This window comes from Hamadaea sp. (assembly GCF_013362815.1).
Lineage (GTDB): Bacteria > Actinomycetota > Actinomycetes > Mycobacteriales > Micromonosporaceae > Hamadaea.
The window spans coordinates 122,679-138,705 of sequence record NZ_JABFVK010000031.1; the positions used below are offsets into that span (position 1 = coordinate 122,679).

Genomic DNA, 16,027 nt, shown 5'->3' on the forward strand with positions numbered 1-16,027 from the left:
TACACGGCTGCAACGGGGGTGGGGTCACCTGTCGCGCGCACGGTGCCAGCGGCGTCCCGGGAAATGTCCGGGACAGCCGCCGACGGGGGTCGGCGGCGGAAGGGATTAGGCATGAGGAAATTGCTCCTGTCCACGATGACGGCTGTGGCTCTCATCGGCGGCACAGTGCTCGCCGCGCAGGGACCGGCACTCGCCGCCGCCGGCAACTGCGACCAGAGCCACCCGTACGTGGGCGCGTGTGTGGACTACCAAGGCGGCGCGTGGGTGAACGCCGACTTCTACCTCAACACCGCTCCGTCGATCACCTACGCCAAGTACCGCGTGGGCATGCAGATCAATACCAACCCGGTCCAGTGGGTGTCGGGGTCGACGCTGCTGAAGCTCGACCACACCGGCCGCTACACGAACCCTTACTGGCACATCAACACCGACACGCTGCCCGACTCCTCGAAGCAGGTGCGGACCCTGGTGGAGATCTGGAACTCCACCGGCACAACGAGAACCGACCACTCCGAAAGCGACAAGATCATCGTCTTCAACTGACGGACACACCTGGTGGGTCGGCCCGTGCGGGCCGCCCACCAGGGCATAGTGATCCGCGACGATGTGCCCGGTGGGCAGGTGGCGGACCTGTAGTGCCGGGGTTTGGGATCGGCCAGGCCGCAGACCAGGTGGAAAGAGACTGTGGGGCCTTCGGGGGGATCGGCGTAGACAATCAAAGCCATGCCTGAGGGCCCCACCTTCGTCAGCCCGACACACCGAAGCGATCTCATGTCCCGGTGCGCCTCGGCTAAATGTGACGGGTCGCGCTTCTGCCAGTGATGGCGGCGACGGCGTCGCGGCGGTTGTCGGTCCACCATCGAAAGGTGGACGCGTTACTCACAAATTGGTGGTCGAACCTCGTGTTGCCGTGCTCATAGTGCTGATCGAGTGGCCAGAACCCGTTGAGCCAGGTCCACCACATGCGGCGTTCGGCGTCGGCAAGTTCGTCGTCAGTCACCGGACGCTGTCGCCGGTAGCCGCGTACGAACGCCTCGGTGCGCGGAAGGTCGATGGCTCCATGGCCGCCGAAAGTCAGCAGACAGGTGCGGATCACTTCGGACGGCTGGGACTGGGTGCGTACGCGGTCCCAGTCCAGGACCGCGCTGATGGTGCCCTCCTGCCACAGGACGTTGTTGTAGTGAAAGTCGCCATGGAGGTGGCCGTGCGGACCCATCTCCGGTCCGGTCGGTGCCGACAATTCCGGGGCGGTAAGGATCGTCCGACGCCAGCTCAGGTTGGCCAGCGCCACCTCGTCGATGTCGTCCTGAGTGGGCTTGCGACGAATGTGATCCAGGAGGAAGTCCAGGTACGTCAGCGTCTGGACAGGCTCGGCGATCGCGATCTCCGACCAATCACCCGCCGGCCCTAGCGCTTCGGCCAGCGCAAGGTGGATCGTGCCAAGCAACTCGCCGAGGATCGCGGCCTGGTCGAGACTCATCGCCAAGCCGTCGAGATGCTGCCCGTACGCCCAAGCGGTCGCCGTGAACTCGACACCGTCGACGGCGTACACGGGATCGCCGTCGGAACGTTCGAGTGGCTTTGGAATTGGAACTCCCAGGCCGATGAGAGCATTCATGGTTCGATGCTGTCGGCGTACGCCGGTCGCGTGCGAGTCGTGGAGCTCCTTCACCGCATAGGTGCCGCTGGTGGTGTCCACTCGCCAGTTGCGATTGATCACGCCGATCGGCAGGAATCGCGCCGTAAGCAGCTCGCCCAGCTCGAAAGCGCCGCAGACTCGGGCCAGCCGTATCACGTCGTCGTCTGCGGCTTCCACCGCGACAGCGTACGGCCGACCTTGACGTCTCGGCAGGTTTCGGGGATGACCGCTGGTCGCCGCGTACGCCGATGAACGGTAGGCCGGAACTGTCCGGTCGGTAGGCCGGAAAGGCTCACCAGGTGATCGGCTTGAGTGACGGATGTGGAATGCTTCCGCACCGGAGATCCAGGCGGGGTCTCGCGCGCGGAGGTTCCAGGTGACTTGGTTCATCGGTCAGTCCATAGTGATCATCGCAGTGGCGTTCCTGTTGGGAGTGCTCGTCGGCTGGCTCCTTTGGGGCCGTCTGCTGCGAGGCGAAAAGGCGGCGGCACCTGCGGCAGTGCCCGCAGCCGAGCAGGCCATTGAAGAGAAGGAAGCGGAACCGGCCGAGGCCGAACCGCAGACGGCTAGCGAGGCGGTGTCGGAACCCGAACGTGCTACCGACGCAGAGCCGGAGCCCGTCGCGGTCGGGAACAAGGCCCAGGAGCCCGAGGTAGTGGCGGAGCCCGAACCGGCCAGCAACGCCGAGCCGGAGCCCGAACTCGTCGCTGTCGTAGAGCCGGAATCGGCCGCCGAGGCAACGGCAGAGCCGGAGCCGGCAGCGGTCGAGATCCCCGTCCAGGCCACTGCCCCGGAGGCGGAAGCCGTCGAGGACGACAACCTGCAGCGCATCGAGGGAATCGGCCCGAAGATGGAGGCGGCGCTGCACACGGCCGGCCTCCGGACGTGGGCGCAGGTGGCCGACGCCGACGAGACCCAGCTGCGGGCGGCGATCAAGGCGGCTGGGCTGAGGTTCGCCCCGAGCATCGTGACGTGGGCTCGGCAGGCCCGGATGCTGGCCGACGGTGACCATGACGGCCACGCCGACCTCACCCGGCGGCTGGTCGCGGGCCGAGACGAGGGCCGCGAATGAGCGCCGACGCACGGCGGCTGCCGGTCTGGGTCGGGCTCTCGGTCGCGGTCGTCGGGCTGCTGGCGATCGGGTTGTTCCAGAACACCGGGAACCGGCACGCCATGGAGGACGATCTCACCGGTCGCTCGAACCAGGCGTTGCAGTCCGCCGGGATCACCGGTACGCAGGTCAGCTTCACCGGTCGCGACGGCGCGGTGACGGTGGTTAACGCGTCCGATGTGGACAAGGCGCGGCAGGTCGTCGCCGGGCTGGACGGCGTACGCGTCGTCGACGTGACCGGCCCGGCGGCTCCCACGAAGAAGCCGTCGGTGACCGCAACGGTCGACGGTACGCAGCTCGCGATCACCGGAGCGGTAAGCCAGACGGCGAAGGCGGCCCTGGAGTCCAAGGCCGGTACGCAGTCGGGCCTGACCGTCGACCCGAACGTGACCGAGGACGGAGTCGCCGGACTGTACGCCATCGTCGATGCGCTCGGCGCGACGGCGAAGGGCGTCACGATCGCGCTGTCCGACGGCCGGATCACGGTCAGCGGTCAGGTCGGGTCGACGGCCGTGCGCGACGCCGTCGTCGCGGCGGCGGGTCAGGCGGTGGGCGGCGCGAACGTGAGCGATCAGCTGACCGTCGCACCGCCGACGGAGGTCCAGCAGGCGCTGATCAGCCTGCCGCCGATCACCTTCGAGGACAACAGCGCCGTCCTCACCGCCGCAGGCCGGGCGGCGGTCGCGTCGGCGGCGACGATCCTCCAGGCGAATCCGGCGGTGATCGTGCGGATCGAAGGCCACACCGACGACACCGGCACGGCCGCGCACAACCTAGAGCTGAGCAAGGCGCGCGCTGCGACCGTGCTGAACACCCTCATTTCGCTCGGCGTGGCGAAGAAACGCTTGTCCTCCAACGGGTTCGGCGAGTCGCGGCCCCGGGTCCCCAACACCTCGGACCACAACCGCGCGATCAACCGCCGGGTCGAGTTCATCGTCCAGCACCAGAACTAGGCACTCCTGCACCGTCATCCGGTCGCTCCCCGCGAGCTTCCGGGTGACGGTGCACTTGTACGCGACGCCGCATCCGCTGTGTGTTTCGGCCAAGGTCGAACTGCCTTGCCGTCATCGCGTTCGGCCCGTACCTTCTCTCGGAAGCGATGGCAACAATGTCGATGCGTCGTTCCCTATGGAGGTTCCATGAGACCAAAGATCGCCACAGCGCACAAGCTCATCATGGTCGCGAACAATGCCTTCACGATCGTCTCCGCGGCGGTGTAGACGAACGATGTTCACCAACGGGGGTTTGCGCGCGGCAGGCATCTGGGTGCAGGACGCCAGAGCCGGCCATTCAGCATCGAAAATTGCCGAGGTCGTGCCGGGCAAGCTGCTCTCGATCGGCAGCTGCGTCACCTGTCCGCTCGACGTTCGCCTTTCCTGGCACGCCCGGTTCCATGTCAGGCTGTCGGTCGGCAACACGATGTGGGCGGTGACGAATCAGTCTCGCCGCGCCGACGTGACCATAGAAGATCTTGAGGATCCCTTACAGCGGGTGATCTGCCAGCCTCATCGCCGGGATGTCGTCATCCCATTCGAGATGGCCCGGCTTCGCATCTCCGGACACTCGGCGCTCATCGTCTCTGCGCCCGAACCGGTCGTTAGCGAGGACGACTGCTGCATTGAGGGATCTCGTGGCCGGTCGGCGGAGCTCGAGACGAAGGTCTACTTTCTGGCGACCGTGATCATGTGTTCCGTGCGCCTGCGACGTGGGCTGGACTCGCCGCTGCTGACGCAGCGCGAGATCGCTGAGCATCTCGGGCGACTTGGCCACCGGCTGGAGCCTCGGACCGTCCGGTCCTATCTGGACTATTTCGCGGACCGCCTGGGCCTGCCAGGTGCAGGCGGTCCGGCCCGGGGATGGCGACGCGAGTTGCTCGCCCGCACGGTGATCACGCAGGGCCTCGTGCGGCAGGAGCATCTGCGTCTCGTGCGCCCGTGAACGAGAGACGGCCCGCCGGGGCTACCGGCGGGCCGTCTCGCGCGAGCTCACTCGCGGCGGAGCTCCTCGGGCGCCAGGGCACGATCGCGCGTCGTCAGCGCCATGACCGTCATGATGAGAATGATCATTCCGGCGATGACGCTGCCGAACAAGGGCAGCAGCGCGCCGAGCACAGTCGAGAAGCTGATCGTGAACACGCCCGCCCACGCATGCGTGGTGAGAGCGAGGAGCCCCAGCCCGAGCACCAACCCGGACACGATGACGAGCAGCAGCTGTGCTGCTTCGGCGGCCCGCAGAAATCGGACCGGGACGCCGATGGCCAGCAGCGGGGCGTCTCTGTGCCGAGACTCGATGCTGCGGTCGATGGATGCGATGACGAACGCCACCATTCCCAGCGACACGCTCAGCGTCAGGCCCACAAAGATCAGGGTCAGGACGGCATCCGCGTCGAATCCGCGCCTGCGGTCCTGATTGCCTTGGAACCAGGTCGCCGGGGCCTTGCGAGCGACGTCCGGCCAGAATCCCGTGTTCGGGCCGGCCAGCCGGATGACGAGATCACCGGTGTCGACGGCCTGGGCGATGAGGATGTCGCACTGGCACCCGAAATCCATCCCCGAGACTTCGAGCGACGTGGCCGGAACAGCGACCGATTGGCCTTTTCGGTCGCCGTAGGCGACGACTAGCAGGTCGCCCGGCTTGACTTCGGAAGACGTGAGCTGGGCACCATCGGCGTGGCGTATGCGGTAGGCCGTGCCGTCGACGCATTCGCCGATCCTTTCGAACAAGGCTGCGGCGTCACGGCACGACGCGTGCACTACCACGGCGTGCTGGCCTGCAGCGGAGCCGGTGGCGACATCGCGCTGGAGTGTGCTCATCCCGGCGATCGCCGGTGAACCGCGCAAGCGTTCCGCGACCTGCCTCGGGACGCCGAACGCCTCGACGACGGGCGACTCGTCCGCCGCGGCTTCGACCGCCGTGGGAACCGGCTTGCCCGCACGCACCGTCGTCGCGATCATCATGCCGAATCCGGCGACGAATACCGCCACCAGGACGCCGGTTACCAGCTTGGGCGTGATCGCCGGGGAGTGGGTGGCTCGGCGCGCAGCGAGTTGGGCCCACAAAGGCAGCCGGCTGAACCTCGTGGTCGCGGCACCGGCGGCATTGAGAATGATCGGCGTCACGGTGGCCAACGCGACGACCGCCGAGAGGATGCCGACGGCGAGCACGATCAAGCGCTGCAACGGTGTCAGCAAAGTCGACGGTGCGATGAGAAGAGCGACAGGTCCGACGAGGAGAGGCAGCAACCGCCAGCGCGATGCTCCTGATGCCTTGCCGGAGCGTCGAATCCGGATCGGTGAGGTGATCGCCGGTCGGCTGCCCAGCGCCGACACGGCTATCGCCAGGCCCACCGTCAGCACTGCGAGGACGGCTATGCGGCTGGCCGGGACCTGGATGTCCGAGGCGTACCAGTGGAACCGGCCTACGCGCCAGCCCTCGCTCAATCCAGCCACGGCCATGAAGACGGCGACGCCGGCGGCGACCCCGGTCCCGGCGATTATCGCCATCTCGGTGGCCGCCGACAAGTACGCCTGCCGCCGGCTGGCGCCGACCAGGCGCAATGCGGCGAGCCGCCGGTCACGCCGGGATGCGTCGAACCGTACGCAGATTCCCAGGAGGACCGACAGCGGCACGACGAGAAAGAGGGCGAAGCTAGCTGAAACGACGCGTGGCGGCGTCAACATTCGTTCCAGTTCCGTGCTTCCGAGAGACGCCTTCCATTGCTCATTGCTTGAGTCCATGTAACCGGTGACCACGCCGGTGGGTTCTGACAGCTCGTCTGAGTCGACACCCACATACGCGTAGAGCTCGTCGGGCGCGACCAGCCCGCTCGCACCGATGACGCCGGCGATGGGCTGAGGAAACCGGTAGTGCACCGACTCGTCGGAAATGATGAGTTCCCGAAGGGCGGGAGAGACCACGATCTGACCCGGCGCCGGGAACGCATCGATGCCCGGTGGCAGCGGGTTGCCGGGTCCCGCGTTGGCAACCGCGACGCGGAGCAGTGGTCGGCTGTCGACCGCGTCGTAGATCATGACCATCTTGAGGCCGTCGGTGCCGTCTTCGGCCACTACCGGGGTACGCGCATAGCTTCGCTCATGCTGAGCATCGGCTACAACCGGCACCGCCATCGCCGCGAGTACGAGGAAGACTCCGGCCGCGCAGGCCGCTCCCAGCAGGATCGTGCGAAGCAGCATCGCCTTGCCCGAGCCGGCGCACATCCGCAACCCGAGCCAGATCCAAGGCCAGACGCGGAGCCGGAAGCGCGCGATCATCGGTTGCTCCCGCTGAGAACGGTTCCGTCGCGCATCTCGACGATCCGATCGGCCTGGCCGGCGACGTAGCTGTCATGCGTGACGATCAGGACGGCTGTGCCGCGATCGCGCGCCAAACTCAGCATCGCGCCGAGAACACTCTTTCCCGATTTGCTGTCGAGGGCACCGGTCGGCTCGTCCGCGAACAGGACGGCGGGCTCGTGAACCATCGCCCGGGCGATCGCAGCGCGTTGAGCCTGACCTCCGGAGACCTCGGTGGCCCGCCGGACGCCCAGCGCGCTGATCTCCAGCTCGGACAGGATCGCTGCGCTGCGTGCGCGGGCGTCGCGGGCGGATACGCCCGACAAGCGCAGAGGTAGTTCGACGTTCTCCTGCAAGGTCAACTCGGGAACGAGCTCGCCGAACTGAAAGGCGAACCCGAAATGACGTAGCCGGATCTCGCTGCGTGCACGGTCGTTCAGCTGAAAGAGGTCAATTTCGCGAAAGGTGACGGTTCCCTTGTCCGGCTCCAGTAGCCCCGCCAGAACCTGAAGCAGCGTGGACTTGCCGCATCCTGACGGACCCACGACCGCGATCACCTCGCCGGCGTCCAAAGAGATCTCGACGTCGTCGAGGGCGAGCGTGCTTCCCAGGGTGCGGGATACCGTCGCGGCGGAGACCAGTGGACTCATCTTTCTCCTTCATGCCGATTGTCCAAATCGATAAGAGTTGCAGAATAGTGGCGCCGGGGCGTCGGCGGTGGGCCGTGGCCCCGGCGCTGATCATGGAACTAGACGATGCAGTCGTCGTCGAGCACGAAGCTCTCGATGTTGTCGTTCCAGAAGCTGCTGAGCGAGCTCAGCTGGGCCCATGGATTGATGCACTTCGTCGTGCCGTTCCAGTTGTCATCGACGAAGACCACGAGGTAGAGATTGGTGTTGTTGACGATCGAACTGATCTCGTTGTCCCCGTCCCAACCGTCGATCTCGAACTTGTCGTGGTAGATCGTTCCGCGTTCGTAGCGGACCCACATGTCGCCGCTGTAACCGCTGTCTTCCCACATGCAGACGTAGTTGCTGGGACAGTCGCTGGCAGCGGCGTGAGCCGGCAGCGGGCTCGCCACGACCAGCGCGCCGGCGGCGATCGCCGAACCGAGGAAGCGACGGAAAACAGATTTCATCGATGTCCTCCGGGCTAGTTGCAGTTACTGGTGGAAGAGACCACTTTGAATGATTCGGCCTCGTTGTCGAATCCGAAGCTCTGTGCGAGGTTGCTGTATTCGGTGTGCGGGCCGACCTTGATGTAGCCGCCGCCCCAGGTGTAGTCGCCGGGGTAGACGCAGATCCAGAATCCGCTGTTGTTGCGGATGGAGCTGATCTCGTTGTCGCCGTTCCACCAGTCGATGTCATAGACCTTGCCGTCGTACGTCGACTGCTCTACCCACTTGTTGCCACCGAAGCTGTTGTCTTCCCACATGCAGACGTCGCTGCTCGGACAAGTGGACTCGACGTCGCCCTGGCCGGCGAAAGCCGGCGTAGCGGTGCCCACGGCGATCGCTGCCGAAGCCGCGGCAACGGCGAGTGCTCTGCGTGCCGTTCGATTCATGGCCGCTCCTCTCAGCATGCGCCGCTGGTGATCTTGATGCTTTCGGCGTCGTTGTCGAACGCGTATGCACTGCCGAGGTTGGGGACGTATTGACCCGGCGGGATGCGCACATAATCACCGCTTGGCGAGTCGCCGGCGTACATGCAGAGGTAGAACTGCGTACGGTTCTTGACCGAGCTGATCTCGTTGTCGCCGTTCCACCAGCCGAGGTCGTAGAAGTTCTCGTATACGCCGGAGCGGTCGTACCGGTCGCCGTAGTAGTTGTTGTCCTCGAACATGCAGACCCAGTCGGGGTCACACACGGAATCGAGGGGCTTGATGGGGCGGGCGTTGGCCGGTGCGGGCATGCCGGCGCTGAGCAGACCTGTGGCCAGCAACGCCAGCGAGATGCCCCGCTTGATGCGGTGTAGCAAACCAACCTCCAAATTGGACGCGGAAACAGGACGGGTCCCGGGGTTGTCCTGCATGCATACTGGAGATCGGCATCGGCGGGCGGCAATACGCCTCAGGGCGGGGAGGGCGCGTTGACAATCAGCGTCGACCATGGCATGGGACGCACAAAAGAGGCTGGACGGCACAACGCCGGCTCGGCGGGTGCCGAGCCGGCGCGGCGAGGGCCGATACAGCCTAGAGGCGGCCGCCGAATGCTGAGTTGAGCCAGCCCAGGTCGTCGGACCGGTCGACGCGGTAGACGCCTCCCGTTCCCGCACAGGTGTCGTTGAGCCCGAACGACGTGACTCCTCCGACGACATTCGTGGAGCCGATGAAGTTGGGGCCGCCGGAATCGCCGAAGCAGGTACCCCCGGTGTCGGCGTTGTTCGACAGCAGTAGCGATCCGTCGCCGGTGACGCCGGTGTTGATCTGGAGGAGACGCGGCGTGGCCAGCATCCGTACCCGCTGAGCCTGTTCCTTCCAGGATGCGGCTTCCGGGAACGACTTTTGCGCTCCGTATCCGACGGCGGTGAAGGTGACGTCCTGATGCCCACGCATCGTCGCGATGCCGTCCAGCACGTTCAGCGCCGGCAGCTTGCCGTACTCCGCCATCTGGACCGGCTCACTGAGCACGACGGCTCCCAGGTCGTGGAGGTTGAAGGCGGCCGGGTCGAAGTCGGGGTGGGTGTACGGCGTACCCCCGGCATCGCCCGTACTCGGATAGCCGTTGGCGGGAATCTGCGATTCGACGTCCGCCGCGAACCAGATCTCGACGTGTGCCGCTGGGGCTTGTGTGCAATGACCAGCGGTCAGGAACAGCGTGGCGGACAATAGAGTGCCGGTGCACCGCCATAGTGGATTGCCCTCGGCGTCCTGCGCCACCATGAGGCCGACATACGGATGGCGGTCACCGTCCAGCTCGCCGTCGGTGATCGCCTGCGCGGGCTGTGCGGACGACACGACCGCTACGAGCGCGGTCGCGATGACCGCAAGTACCTTCTTGACCATCCACACTCCTAATGCAAATGGCGGTCCCCGCCGGCACCGGACGAGGATCGCCGAAGTTGAGGCGCATGCTTTGTGACGGGTGATGCAGTCGTACCCCGTGTGGGCACGCTACAGCCGGGGATGACCACCGGGAGGTGCCCTAAGGCGTGTTTCAAACCGTGGAGGATCTTGCGATGATGGACGACCGCCTGCGGCCCATCGGACACCTCGGACCACAACCGGCGGCCTCGAGCGGCCGAACGGTGGGCGGCTAGTCCGGCTGATCAGGCCGACAGACTTGGCTCGTGCCGGGCTGACCGGGCTAGGAGCGCCGCGATCTCGGCCGGCCGCAGGAGGTAGCCGAGGTGGCTGGAGCTCAGGGTGTGCACCCGGAACGGGTTGTGCGGCACGGCTGCGTCCGCTTCGGCGATCATCCTGTCCTGCAGGGCGAGCGGGATCGATTCGTCGTCGGTGAGCCGGACGAAAGTGTGCGGTACGCCGCCCCACCGGCTGGGTTGAATACGTGCATCGGTGAAGGACAGCAGGACGGACTCGTCGGGCTGGCAGCCGGCGAGGAGCGCGCGTAGCTGCGCTGCGGTTCCATCGGCCAGGAAGGCGCGCTGCGCCGCGGCCAGGAACGCCGGATCGGCCGAGCGCCAGTTGGTGCGCAGCGCGCCGGTCCGGGCCGGGTCGCCGACCTTGGGCAAGGTGAGCACGGTGCTCGTCCGGCCCTCCGGAGTCAGGTAGTAGTCGTACACGGTCGGCAGGTTGACGCAGCAGAACGCCGAGATGTAGACGAGCTGCCCGATCAGCTCCGGTACGCGGTTGGCCACGCCGGTGATGCTGATTCCGGCCAGGCTCTGCCCGACCAGGATCACCGGCCCGTGAACTGCGACGCGCCGGACGACGTCGGTCAGGAAGTCCACCGTGGCGTCGAGGGTGATCCCGGCCATGAGCGACGGTTCGTCGGCGAACGCGGCAGGGTCCTGCGGCGCCTGGTAGGACACGGGGTAACCCGCCTGTAGACCGTGGCCCGGCAGGTCCACGGCGACCGCGCGGTGACCGTGCGCCGCCAGTTCCAGAATGACGGGGTTCCACACCCCGCCGCTTCCGTTGGCTCCGTGGACGAAGACGAAGGTGGGACTCGGCCGGTCGGCGGTGCCGGACATGGGAATGGCTCCTTCGGTGGTCATCAGGCCCTCAAGTTGTGCCGCTTGGTGTAGGCCAGGTGGAAGACGAACAGCGGCACGGCGATGACGGGCCAGGTGAAGTTCATGGCAGCCGGTGCGACGTCGAGTGGCAGGGCGTAGGCGAACAGCACCTGCAGGACGGCGGTCAGCAGAAGGGCGATGCCCCACACGGCGGTGAGCACTCGCAGGCCATGCCGGAATCCCGGCTCGTGATCCCACCGCGCGGCCCAGGTACGCAGCCCGTCCGGGCCCGACTTGGCCAGCACGAAGGACCGGAATACGACCATCAGCGCGGGCCGGCCTCGGAGGAGCGAACCGAGCAGCCAGGCGCCGGCGAGGCCGCCGACCATGCCGATCCACGCCTCGCGTACGAGCATGGTGCGCGGGTCGCCGGTGAGCGCCGACAGCACCGCTCCGAGCGCGAAGACGGTGATGACGAACAGCGCGAAGTACTCGACCTGACGACGCCGAACGAATCGCTGGACTACGACGCCTATCGGGATCACCGCTGAAACGAGTAGCGCACCCCATTGGCTCACGCCGAGGAGACGGGCTCCATAGTAGACGGCCAATGGTGCGACCAAGTCCGTGAGCAGGGAACTGATGATCGCCCGGCGGCTGGTCGCTGCGCTGCCCGGCTTCGCCGCCTGCATGGTCGTCCCCGTGCCGTTCATTTCGGCTCCTTCCGGGTGGCCCGGTCGAACAAGGCGACCAACTCGCGGGCATAGGCGTCCAGGTCGAGGTCCGGCCGGGCGGTCAGCTCGCTGACGGCGGCGTCGATGGCGGCACGCAGGCTCAGCGCCATCACACGTGGATCGAACGGCCGGAACTCCCCAGCGTCCTGTCCTTGCCGGAACAGCTGCTCCAGCAGCGCGACCGGAGATGCGGAGTCCGGCTCGACGGCCGGCACTGCCGAATCCGGGCGCGTATTGGCGGCTATCTCCAGAAGGGCCCGGATGTGAGCGGGATGCGTACGGATGAAGGCCATGTTGGACGTGATGTAGGTGGCCAGCATCGCCGACGAGCTCGTCTGTGCTTGCAGCAGCGGGCGCATGTACGCACCGGCGGCCCGCAGCGCCTCCTGAACGACTGCGCGGATCAGGTCTTCCTTGCCTTCGAAGTGATACGAGATCAGGCGGGTGCTGCTGATGCCGGCCCGTCGGGCGATCTGGGCGAAAGAAGCCCGCGCGTAGCCGTTCTCGGCGATGCACTCGATCGCGGCCTCGATGATCTGCGCGCGGCGGGCGGTGTTGGCGGCGGTCTGGCCTCCGGTCGCCGACGGCTCACCGGCCGCTGCGGACACGTTTACTCGCATGAGTAAGACGTTACTCGCTTGAGTAAATCTCGTCAAGGAAGCTCAGCGCGAGGTGGTCACGATCGCAGCAGCGGCAGCAGCTGATCGCCCTGACGACGGATCTCCGGGAGATAAGGGGTGTCCGACAGCACGAAGTGCGTGATGCCCAGCTTCTGGTACTTGCGCAGCGAGTTCGCGACGTCTTCGGCCGAGCCGACAAGCCACGTCGTGCCGGCTCCGCCACCGCCGTACTTGCCCGGCGCGGTGTAGAGGTTGTCGTCGAGCACCTCGCCGCGGGCGGCCAGGTCGAGCAGCCGCCGTTGGCCGACGGCCGCCTGCCAGTTCAGGTTCCGGGGCAGGCCGGAGTCGGCTCGGGCCATCTTTTCGACCTTGGCCTCGGCGTCCGCCCACGCCTGCTCGGTGGTGTCGCGTACGAGGGTGGTGATCCGCAATCCGAACTCCAGCGGGGCGTGCTGTCGCTCCAACTTGTCGCTCAGGTGCCGGAGCCGTTCGATCCGCTCGCGTACGCCGTCGAGCGGTTCGCCCCAGAAGAGCTGGACGTCGGCCTCGGTCGCGGCGACCTTCTCGGCCGCGTCGGAAGCACCGCCGAAGTAGAGCCGGGGATGTCTCCGCTCGCCGCGGACCACCGTACGCGGAACGACGGTCGCGTCGGTGACCGTGAAGTGCTCCCCGTTGTAGGTGACGTTATCCTCGGTCCACAGTCTGCGTACAAGTTGAAGGAATTCCTTGGTGCGCGCGTAGCGATGGGCCTGATCGGCCTCGCTGTCGCCGTAGGCCGCGAGGTTGTCCTTGCCCGAGACGATGTTGATCAGTACGCGGCCGTTGGTGAGGTGATCGAGCGTCGCGGCGGTGGAGGCGAAGTTCGCGGGCCGCCAGTAGCCGGGGCGGACGGCGATGAGGGGCTGGAAGGTGGTGGTCTGCGCGGCGAGCGCGGTGGCGACGGTGAAGGTGTCGGGGCGTCCCCAGCCGGTGCCGATGAGCGCGCCGCCCCAGCCGTGCTCTTCGAGCGCTTTGGCCTGCGCCGTCAGCGTGTGCAGGCTGTTGTGCCGGTCGACGACGTCGTCGCCGCGGTGGCCGGGCTCGGCCTGATTGGGGATGTACCAGAGGAATTCGAGACCCATCAGCTGCCTCCGGCCGGACGCCGGCGCAGGGCGGGATCTGCCAGCGACGGCGGCTGGTACCCGGCGTCGGCGGCGTTCAACGTCGTGCCGGGCGGGACGATGGCGTCGATGCGATCGAGCACGTCGGCGGTGAGGGACACCTTGGCCGCGCCGAGCTGCGACTCCAGCTGGGCCAGGGTGCGGGGACCGATGATCGCCGAGGTGACGGCCGGGTGTTGCAGGACGAACGCGATCGCGAGGTGGATCAGCGACAGCCCGGCTTCGTCGGCGAGCTTGGTCAATTCGTCGACGGCGGCGAGCTTGGCGGCGTTGGCGGGCAATGCGGGGTCGAACCGGGCCGGGAATCGTTCGGCCCGGCGAGAGATCGGAGTGCTCAGCCCCGGGTGATAGTTCCCGGCCAGCCAGCCGCCGGCCAGCGGACTCCAGGGGATCACTGCGAGCCCGTATCGCTGCGCGGTCGGCAGCACCTCGCGTTCGACGCCGCGGGCCAGGATGGAGTACGGCGGTTGCTCGCTGACGACCCGTTCGCGGCCGCGTCGCTCGGCGATCCACTGACCTTCCACGATGGCCGACGGTTCGAAGGTCGACGTGCCGACGTAGCGGATCTTGCCGTGGCGTACGAGGTCGGTGAGCGCGCCGAGCGTCTCGTCGAAGTCGGTGTCCGGCTCGGGCCGGTGCACCTGGTACAGGTCGATCCAGTCGGTGCCCAGCCGCCGCAGGCTGTGCTCGACCGCCTGGAAGATCCAGCGGCGGGAGTTGCCGCGATGGCGGGGGTTGTCGCCGACCTGGCCGTGGAACTTCGTGGCGAGGAAGACGTCATCGCGGCGACCGGCCAGTGCCTTGCCGACGATCTCCTCGGATTCGCCGGCGGAGTAGACGTCGGCGGTGTCGATGGCGGTGATGCCCTCGTCGAGGGCCCGGTGGATGACCCGGACGGCGTCGGCGTGGTCCGGGTTGCCCCGGGCGCCGAAGTTCATCGCGCCCAGCGTCAGCGGGCTGATCTGCACCCCGGTACGCCCGAACGACCGTAGCTCGACCATGAGAGTCCTTTCTAGACGGTGGCGGGTTGCCGGGTGAACTGGTTGGCCGGGCGAGGCAGCCCGTAGTGGTCGCGCAGGGTCGTCCCGGTGTACTCGGTGCGGAACAGTCCCCGGCGCTGGAGGATCGGAACGACGTGGTCGACGAACGTCTCCAGCCCTGACGGCAGGACGGGCGGCATGATGTTGAAGCCGTCGGCCGCGCCACTGCGATACCAGTCCTCGATGGCGTCGGCGACCTGTTCGGGCGTACCGGCGAAGGTGCGGTGCCCACGGCCGCCGCCGAGCCGGCCGATGAGCTGCCGCACCGTCAGCCGCTCGCGGCGGGCCAATGTGACGATGAGGGTGTAGCGGCTCTTGGCCCCTTCGATCTCGTCCTCGCCGGGCAGCTCGGCGGGCAGCTCTTCGTCCAGGTGGAGGTCTTCGGGGGCGACTCGCAAGGTGGTGGCCAACTGCTGCCGCGCGTACTCGGGTCTGATGAGGTGATCGAGTTCGGCCTCCAGAGCCAGCGCCTCGGCTTCGGTCGAGCCGATTGCGGGAACGATCCCCGGCAGGATCTTGATCGAGTCCGGATCGCGCCCGGCTTCAGCCGTACGCCGTTTGAGGTCCCGATAGAACGCCTGAGCCTCCTCAAGGGTCTGCTGCGCGGTGAACACCGCTTCGGCGTACCGGGCGGCGAGCTCCTTGCCGTCCTCGGAGGAGCCGGCCTGCACCAGCAGCGGATAACCCTGCGGCGAACGGGGAACGTTGAGCGGACCGGCGACCCGGAAATGACGTCCGATGTGGTGCGGCGGGTACAGCAGTTCGTCGTCGCCCCAGCGGCCGGCTTCCTTGTCGCCCAACGGAGCGGCGTCGTCCCAGCTGTCCCAGAGTTTCCGGGACAGCTCGACGAACTCGGCGGCCCGCTCGTAACGCTCGCGGTGCGCCGGCAGCTCGTCGAGGTTGAAGTTGCGGGCCGCCTCCACCCCGGCCGTGGTGACGATGTTCCAGCCCGCCCGCCCACCACTGAGGTGATCCAGCGAGGCGAAGCGCCGGGCCAGATTGAACGGCTCGTTGTAGGTGGTCGACGCCGTCGCGATCAGCCCGATGCGCTCGGTGGCGCCGGCCAGCGCGGTGAGCAGCACGGTGGGTTCGAGCGTGCCGGCCGGGCGGCGGCCGATGCTGCTCCACAGCACCGGGCTGTCGGCGAGGAAGAGCGAGTCGAGCTTGCCGCGTTCGGCGACCCGCGCGAGGTGTTTGAAGTGCTCGGCGTCGGTCTGGGCGAACGGGTCGCTTTCCGGTAGCCGCCAGGCGGCTTCGTGATGGCCCACACCCATGAGGAACGCGTTGAGATGCAGCAT

General features: G+C 67.1%; 17 protein-coding genes. 4 read left to right on the plus strand and 13 right to left on the minus strand.

Annotated features, from left to right (window positions below):
* The first annotated feature begins 111 nt into the window (after window positions 1-111).
* The gene (locus tag HOV77_RS17050) at window positions 112-543 is read left to right on the plus strand and encodes a hypothetical protein (RefSeq protein ID WP_290863375.1); all 432 of its coding nucleotides are present in this window, start codon (window positions 112-114) and stop codon (window positions 541-543) included.
* 247 nt (window positions 544-790) lie between these two features.
* On the opposite strand, the gene HOV77_RS17055 is transcribed toward HOV77_RS17050, so the two are convergent.
* Window positions 791-1,816, minus strand: coding sequence for a phosphotransferase (locus HOV77_RS17055; RefSeq protein WP_290863376.1), 1,026 nt, complete (start codon window positions 1,814-1,816; stop codon window positions 791-793).
* A 199-nt stretch (window positions 1,817-2,015) separates the two neighbouring features.
* Between HOV77_RS17055 and HOV77_RS17060 the strand changes: the two genes are divergently transcribed.
* The 3 genes from HOV77_RS17060 to HOV77_RS17070 all read left to right on the plus strand — a co-directional run bounded on the left by HOV77_RS17060 (window position 2,016) and on the right by HOV77_RS17070 (window position 4,688).
* Window positions 2,016-2,711, plus strand: coding sequence for a helix-hairpin-helix domain-containing protein (locus HOV77_RS17060; RefSeq protein ID WP_290863377.1), 696 nt, complete (start codon window positions 2,016-2,018; stop codon window positions 2,709-2,711).
* Entirely contained in the window at window positions 2,708-3,703 is a 996-nt protein-coding gene (locus HOV77_RS17065) for an OmpA family protein (protein WP_290863378.1), read from the plus strand. The genes HOV77_RS17060 and HOV77_RS17065 overlap by 4 nt, the downstream gene beginning before the upstream one ends.
* Before the next feature lie 274 nt (window positions 3,704-3,977).
* Window positions 3,978-4,688, plus strand: a complete 711-nt coding sequence (locus HOV77_RS17070; RefSeq protein ID WP_290863379.1) for a hypothetical protein — start codon at window positions 3,978-3,980, stop codon at window positions 4,686-4,688.
* Between the two features lie 47 nt (window positions 4,689-4,735).
* Here the strand turns inward: HOV77_RS17070 and HOV77_RS17075 are convergent, their stop codons facing one another.
* The 12 genes from HOV77_RS17075 to HOV77_RS17130 form a co-directional block, all read right to left on the minus strand.
* Window positions 4,736-7,021, minus strand: a complete 2,286-nt coding sequence (locus HOV77_RS17075; protein WP_290863380.1) for an FtsX-like permease family protein — start codon at window positions 7,019-7,021, stop codon at window positions 4,736-4,738.
* Window positions 7,018-7,692 carry an ATP-binding cassette domain-containing protein gene (locus tag HOV77_RS17080; RefSeq protein WP_290863381.1) on the minus strand — a complete coding sequence of 225 codons (675 nt, stop codon included), beginning with the start codon at window positions 7,690-7,692 and terminating at the stop codon, window positions 7,018-7,020. The genes HOV77_RS17075 and HOV77_RS17080 overlap by 4 nt, the downstream gene beginning before the upstream one ends.
* Window positions 7,693-7,790: 98 nt before the next feature.
* Window positions 7,791-8,180, minus strand: coding sequence for a peptidase inhibitor family I36 protein (locus HOV77_RS17085; RefSeq protein ID WP_290863382.1), 390 nt, complete (start codon window positions 8,178-8,180; stop codon window positions 7,791-7,793).
* 14 nt (window positions 8,181-8,194) lie between these two features.
* Window positions 8,195-8,605, minus strand: a complete 411-nt coding sequence (locus tag HOV77_RS17090; RefSeq protein WP_290863383.1) for a peptidase inhibitor family I36 protein — start codon at window positions 8,603-8,605, stop codon at window positions 8,195-8,197.
* 11 nt (window positions 8,606-8,616) lie between these two features.
* The gene (locus HOV77_RS17095) at window positions 8,617-9,018 is read right to left on the minus strand and encodes a peptidase inhibitor family I36 protein (protein WP_290863384.1); all 402 of its coding nucleotides are present in this window, start codon (window positions 9,016-9,018) and stop codon (window positions 8,617-8,619) included.
* A 214-nt stretch (window positions 9,019-9,232) separates the two neighbouring features.
* Complete coding sequence (locus HOV77_RS17100) at window positions 9,233-10,045, minus strand: trypsin-like serine protease (protein WP_290863385.1); 813 nt, start codon at window positions 10,043-10,045, stop codon at window positions 9,233-9,235.
* Window positions 10,046-10,308: 263 nt separating this feature from the next.
* On the minus strand, window positions 10,309-11,217 hold the full coding sequence (locus tag HOV77_RS17105; protein WP_290863386.1) for an alpha/beta hydrolase: 909 nt from the start codon (window positions 11,215-11,217) through the stop codon (window positions 10,309-10,311).
* Complete coding sequence (locus HOV77_RS17110) at window positions 11,217-11,888, minus strand: VC0807 family protein (RefSeq protein WP_290863387.1); 672 nt, start codon at window positions 11,886-11,888, stop codon at window positions 11,217-11,219. Before HOV77_RS17110 ends, HOV77_RS17105 begins: the two co-directional genes overlap by 1 nt.
* The gene (locus HOV77_RS17115) at window positions 11,885-12,529 is read right to left on the minus strand and encodes a TetR/AcrR family transcriptional regulator (RefSeq protein ID WP_290863388.1); all 645 of its coding nucleotides are present in this window, start codon (window positions 12,527-12,529) and stop codon (window positions 11,885-11,887) included. The genes HOV77_RS17110 and HOV77_RS17115 overlap by 4 nt, the downstream gene beginning before the upstream one ends.
* Window positions 12,530-12,585: 56 nt before the next feature.
* Entirely contained in the window at window positions 12,586-13,650 is a 1,065-nt protein-coding gene (locus HOV77_RS17120; protein WP_290863389.1) for an LLM class flavin-dependent oxidoreductase, read from the minus strand.
* Complete coding sequence (locus HOV77_RS17125) at window positions 13,650-14,690, minus strand: aldo/keto reductase (protein WP_290863390.1); 1,041 nt, start codon at window positions 14,688-14,690, stop codon at window positions 13,650-13,652. The genes HOV77_RS17120 and HOV77_RS17125 overlap by 1 nt, the downstream gene beginning before the upstream one ends.
* A gap of 11 nt (window positions 14,691-14,701) precedes the next feature.
* Window positions 14,702-16,027, minus strand: a complete 1,326-nt coding sequence (locus HOV77_RS17130; RefSeq protein WP_290863391.1) for an LLM class flavin-dependent oxidoreductase — start codon at window positions 16,025-16,027, stop codon at window positions 14,702-14,704.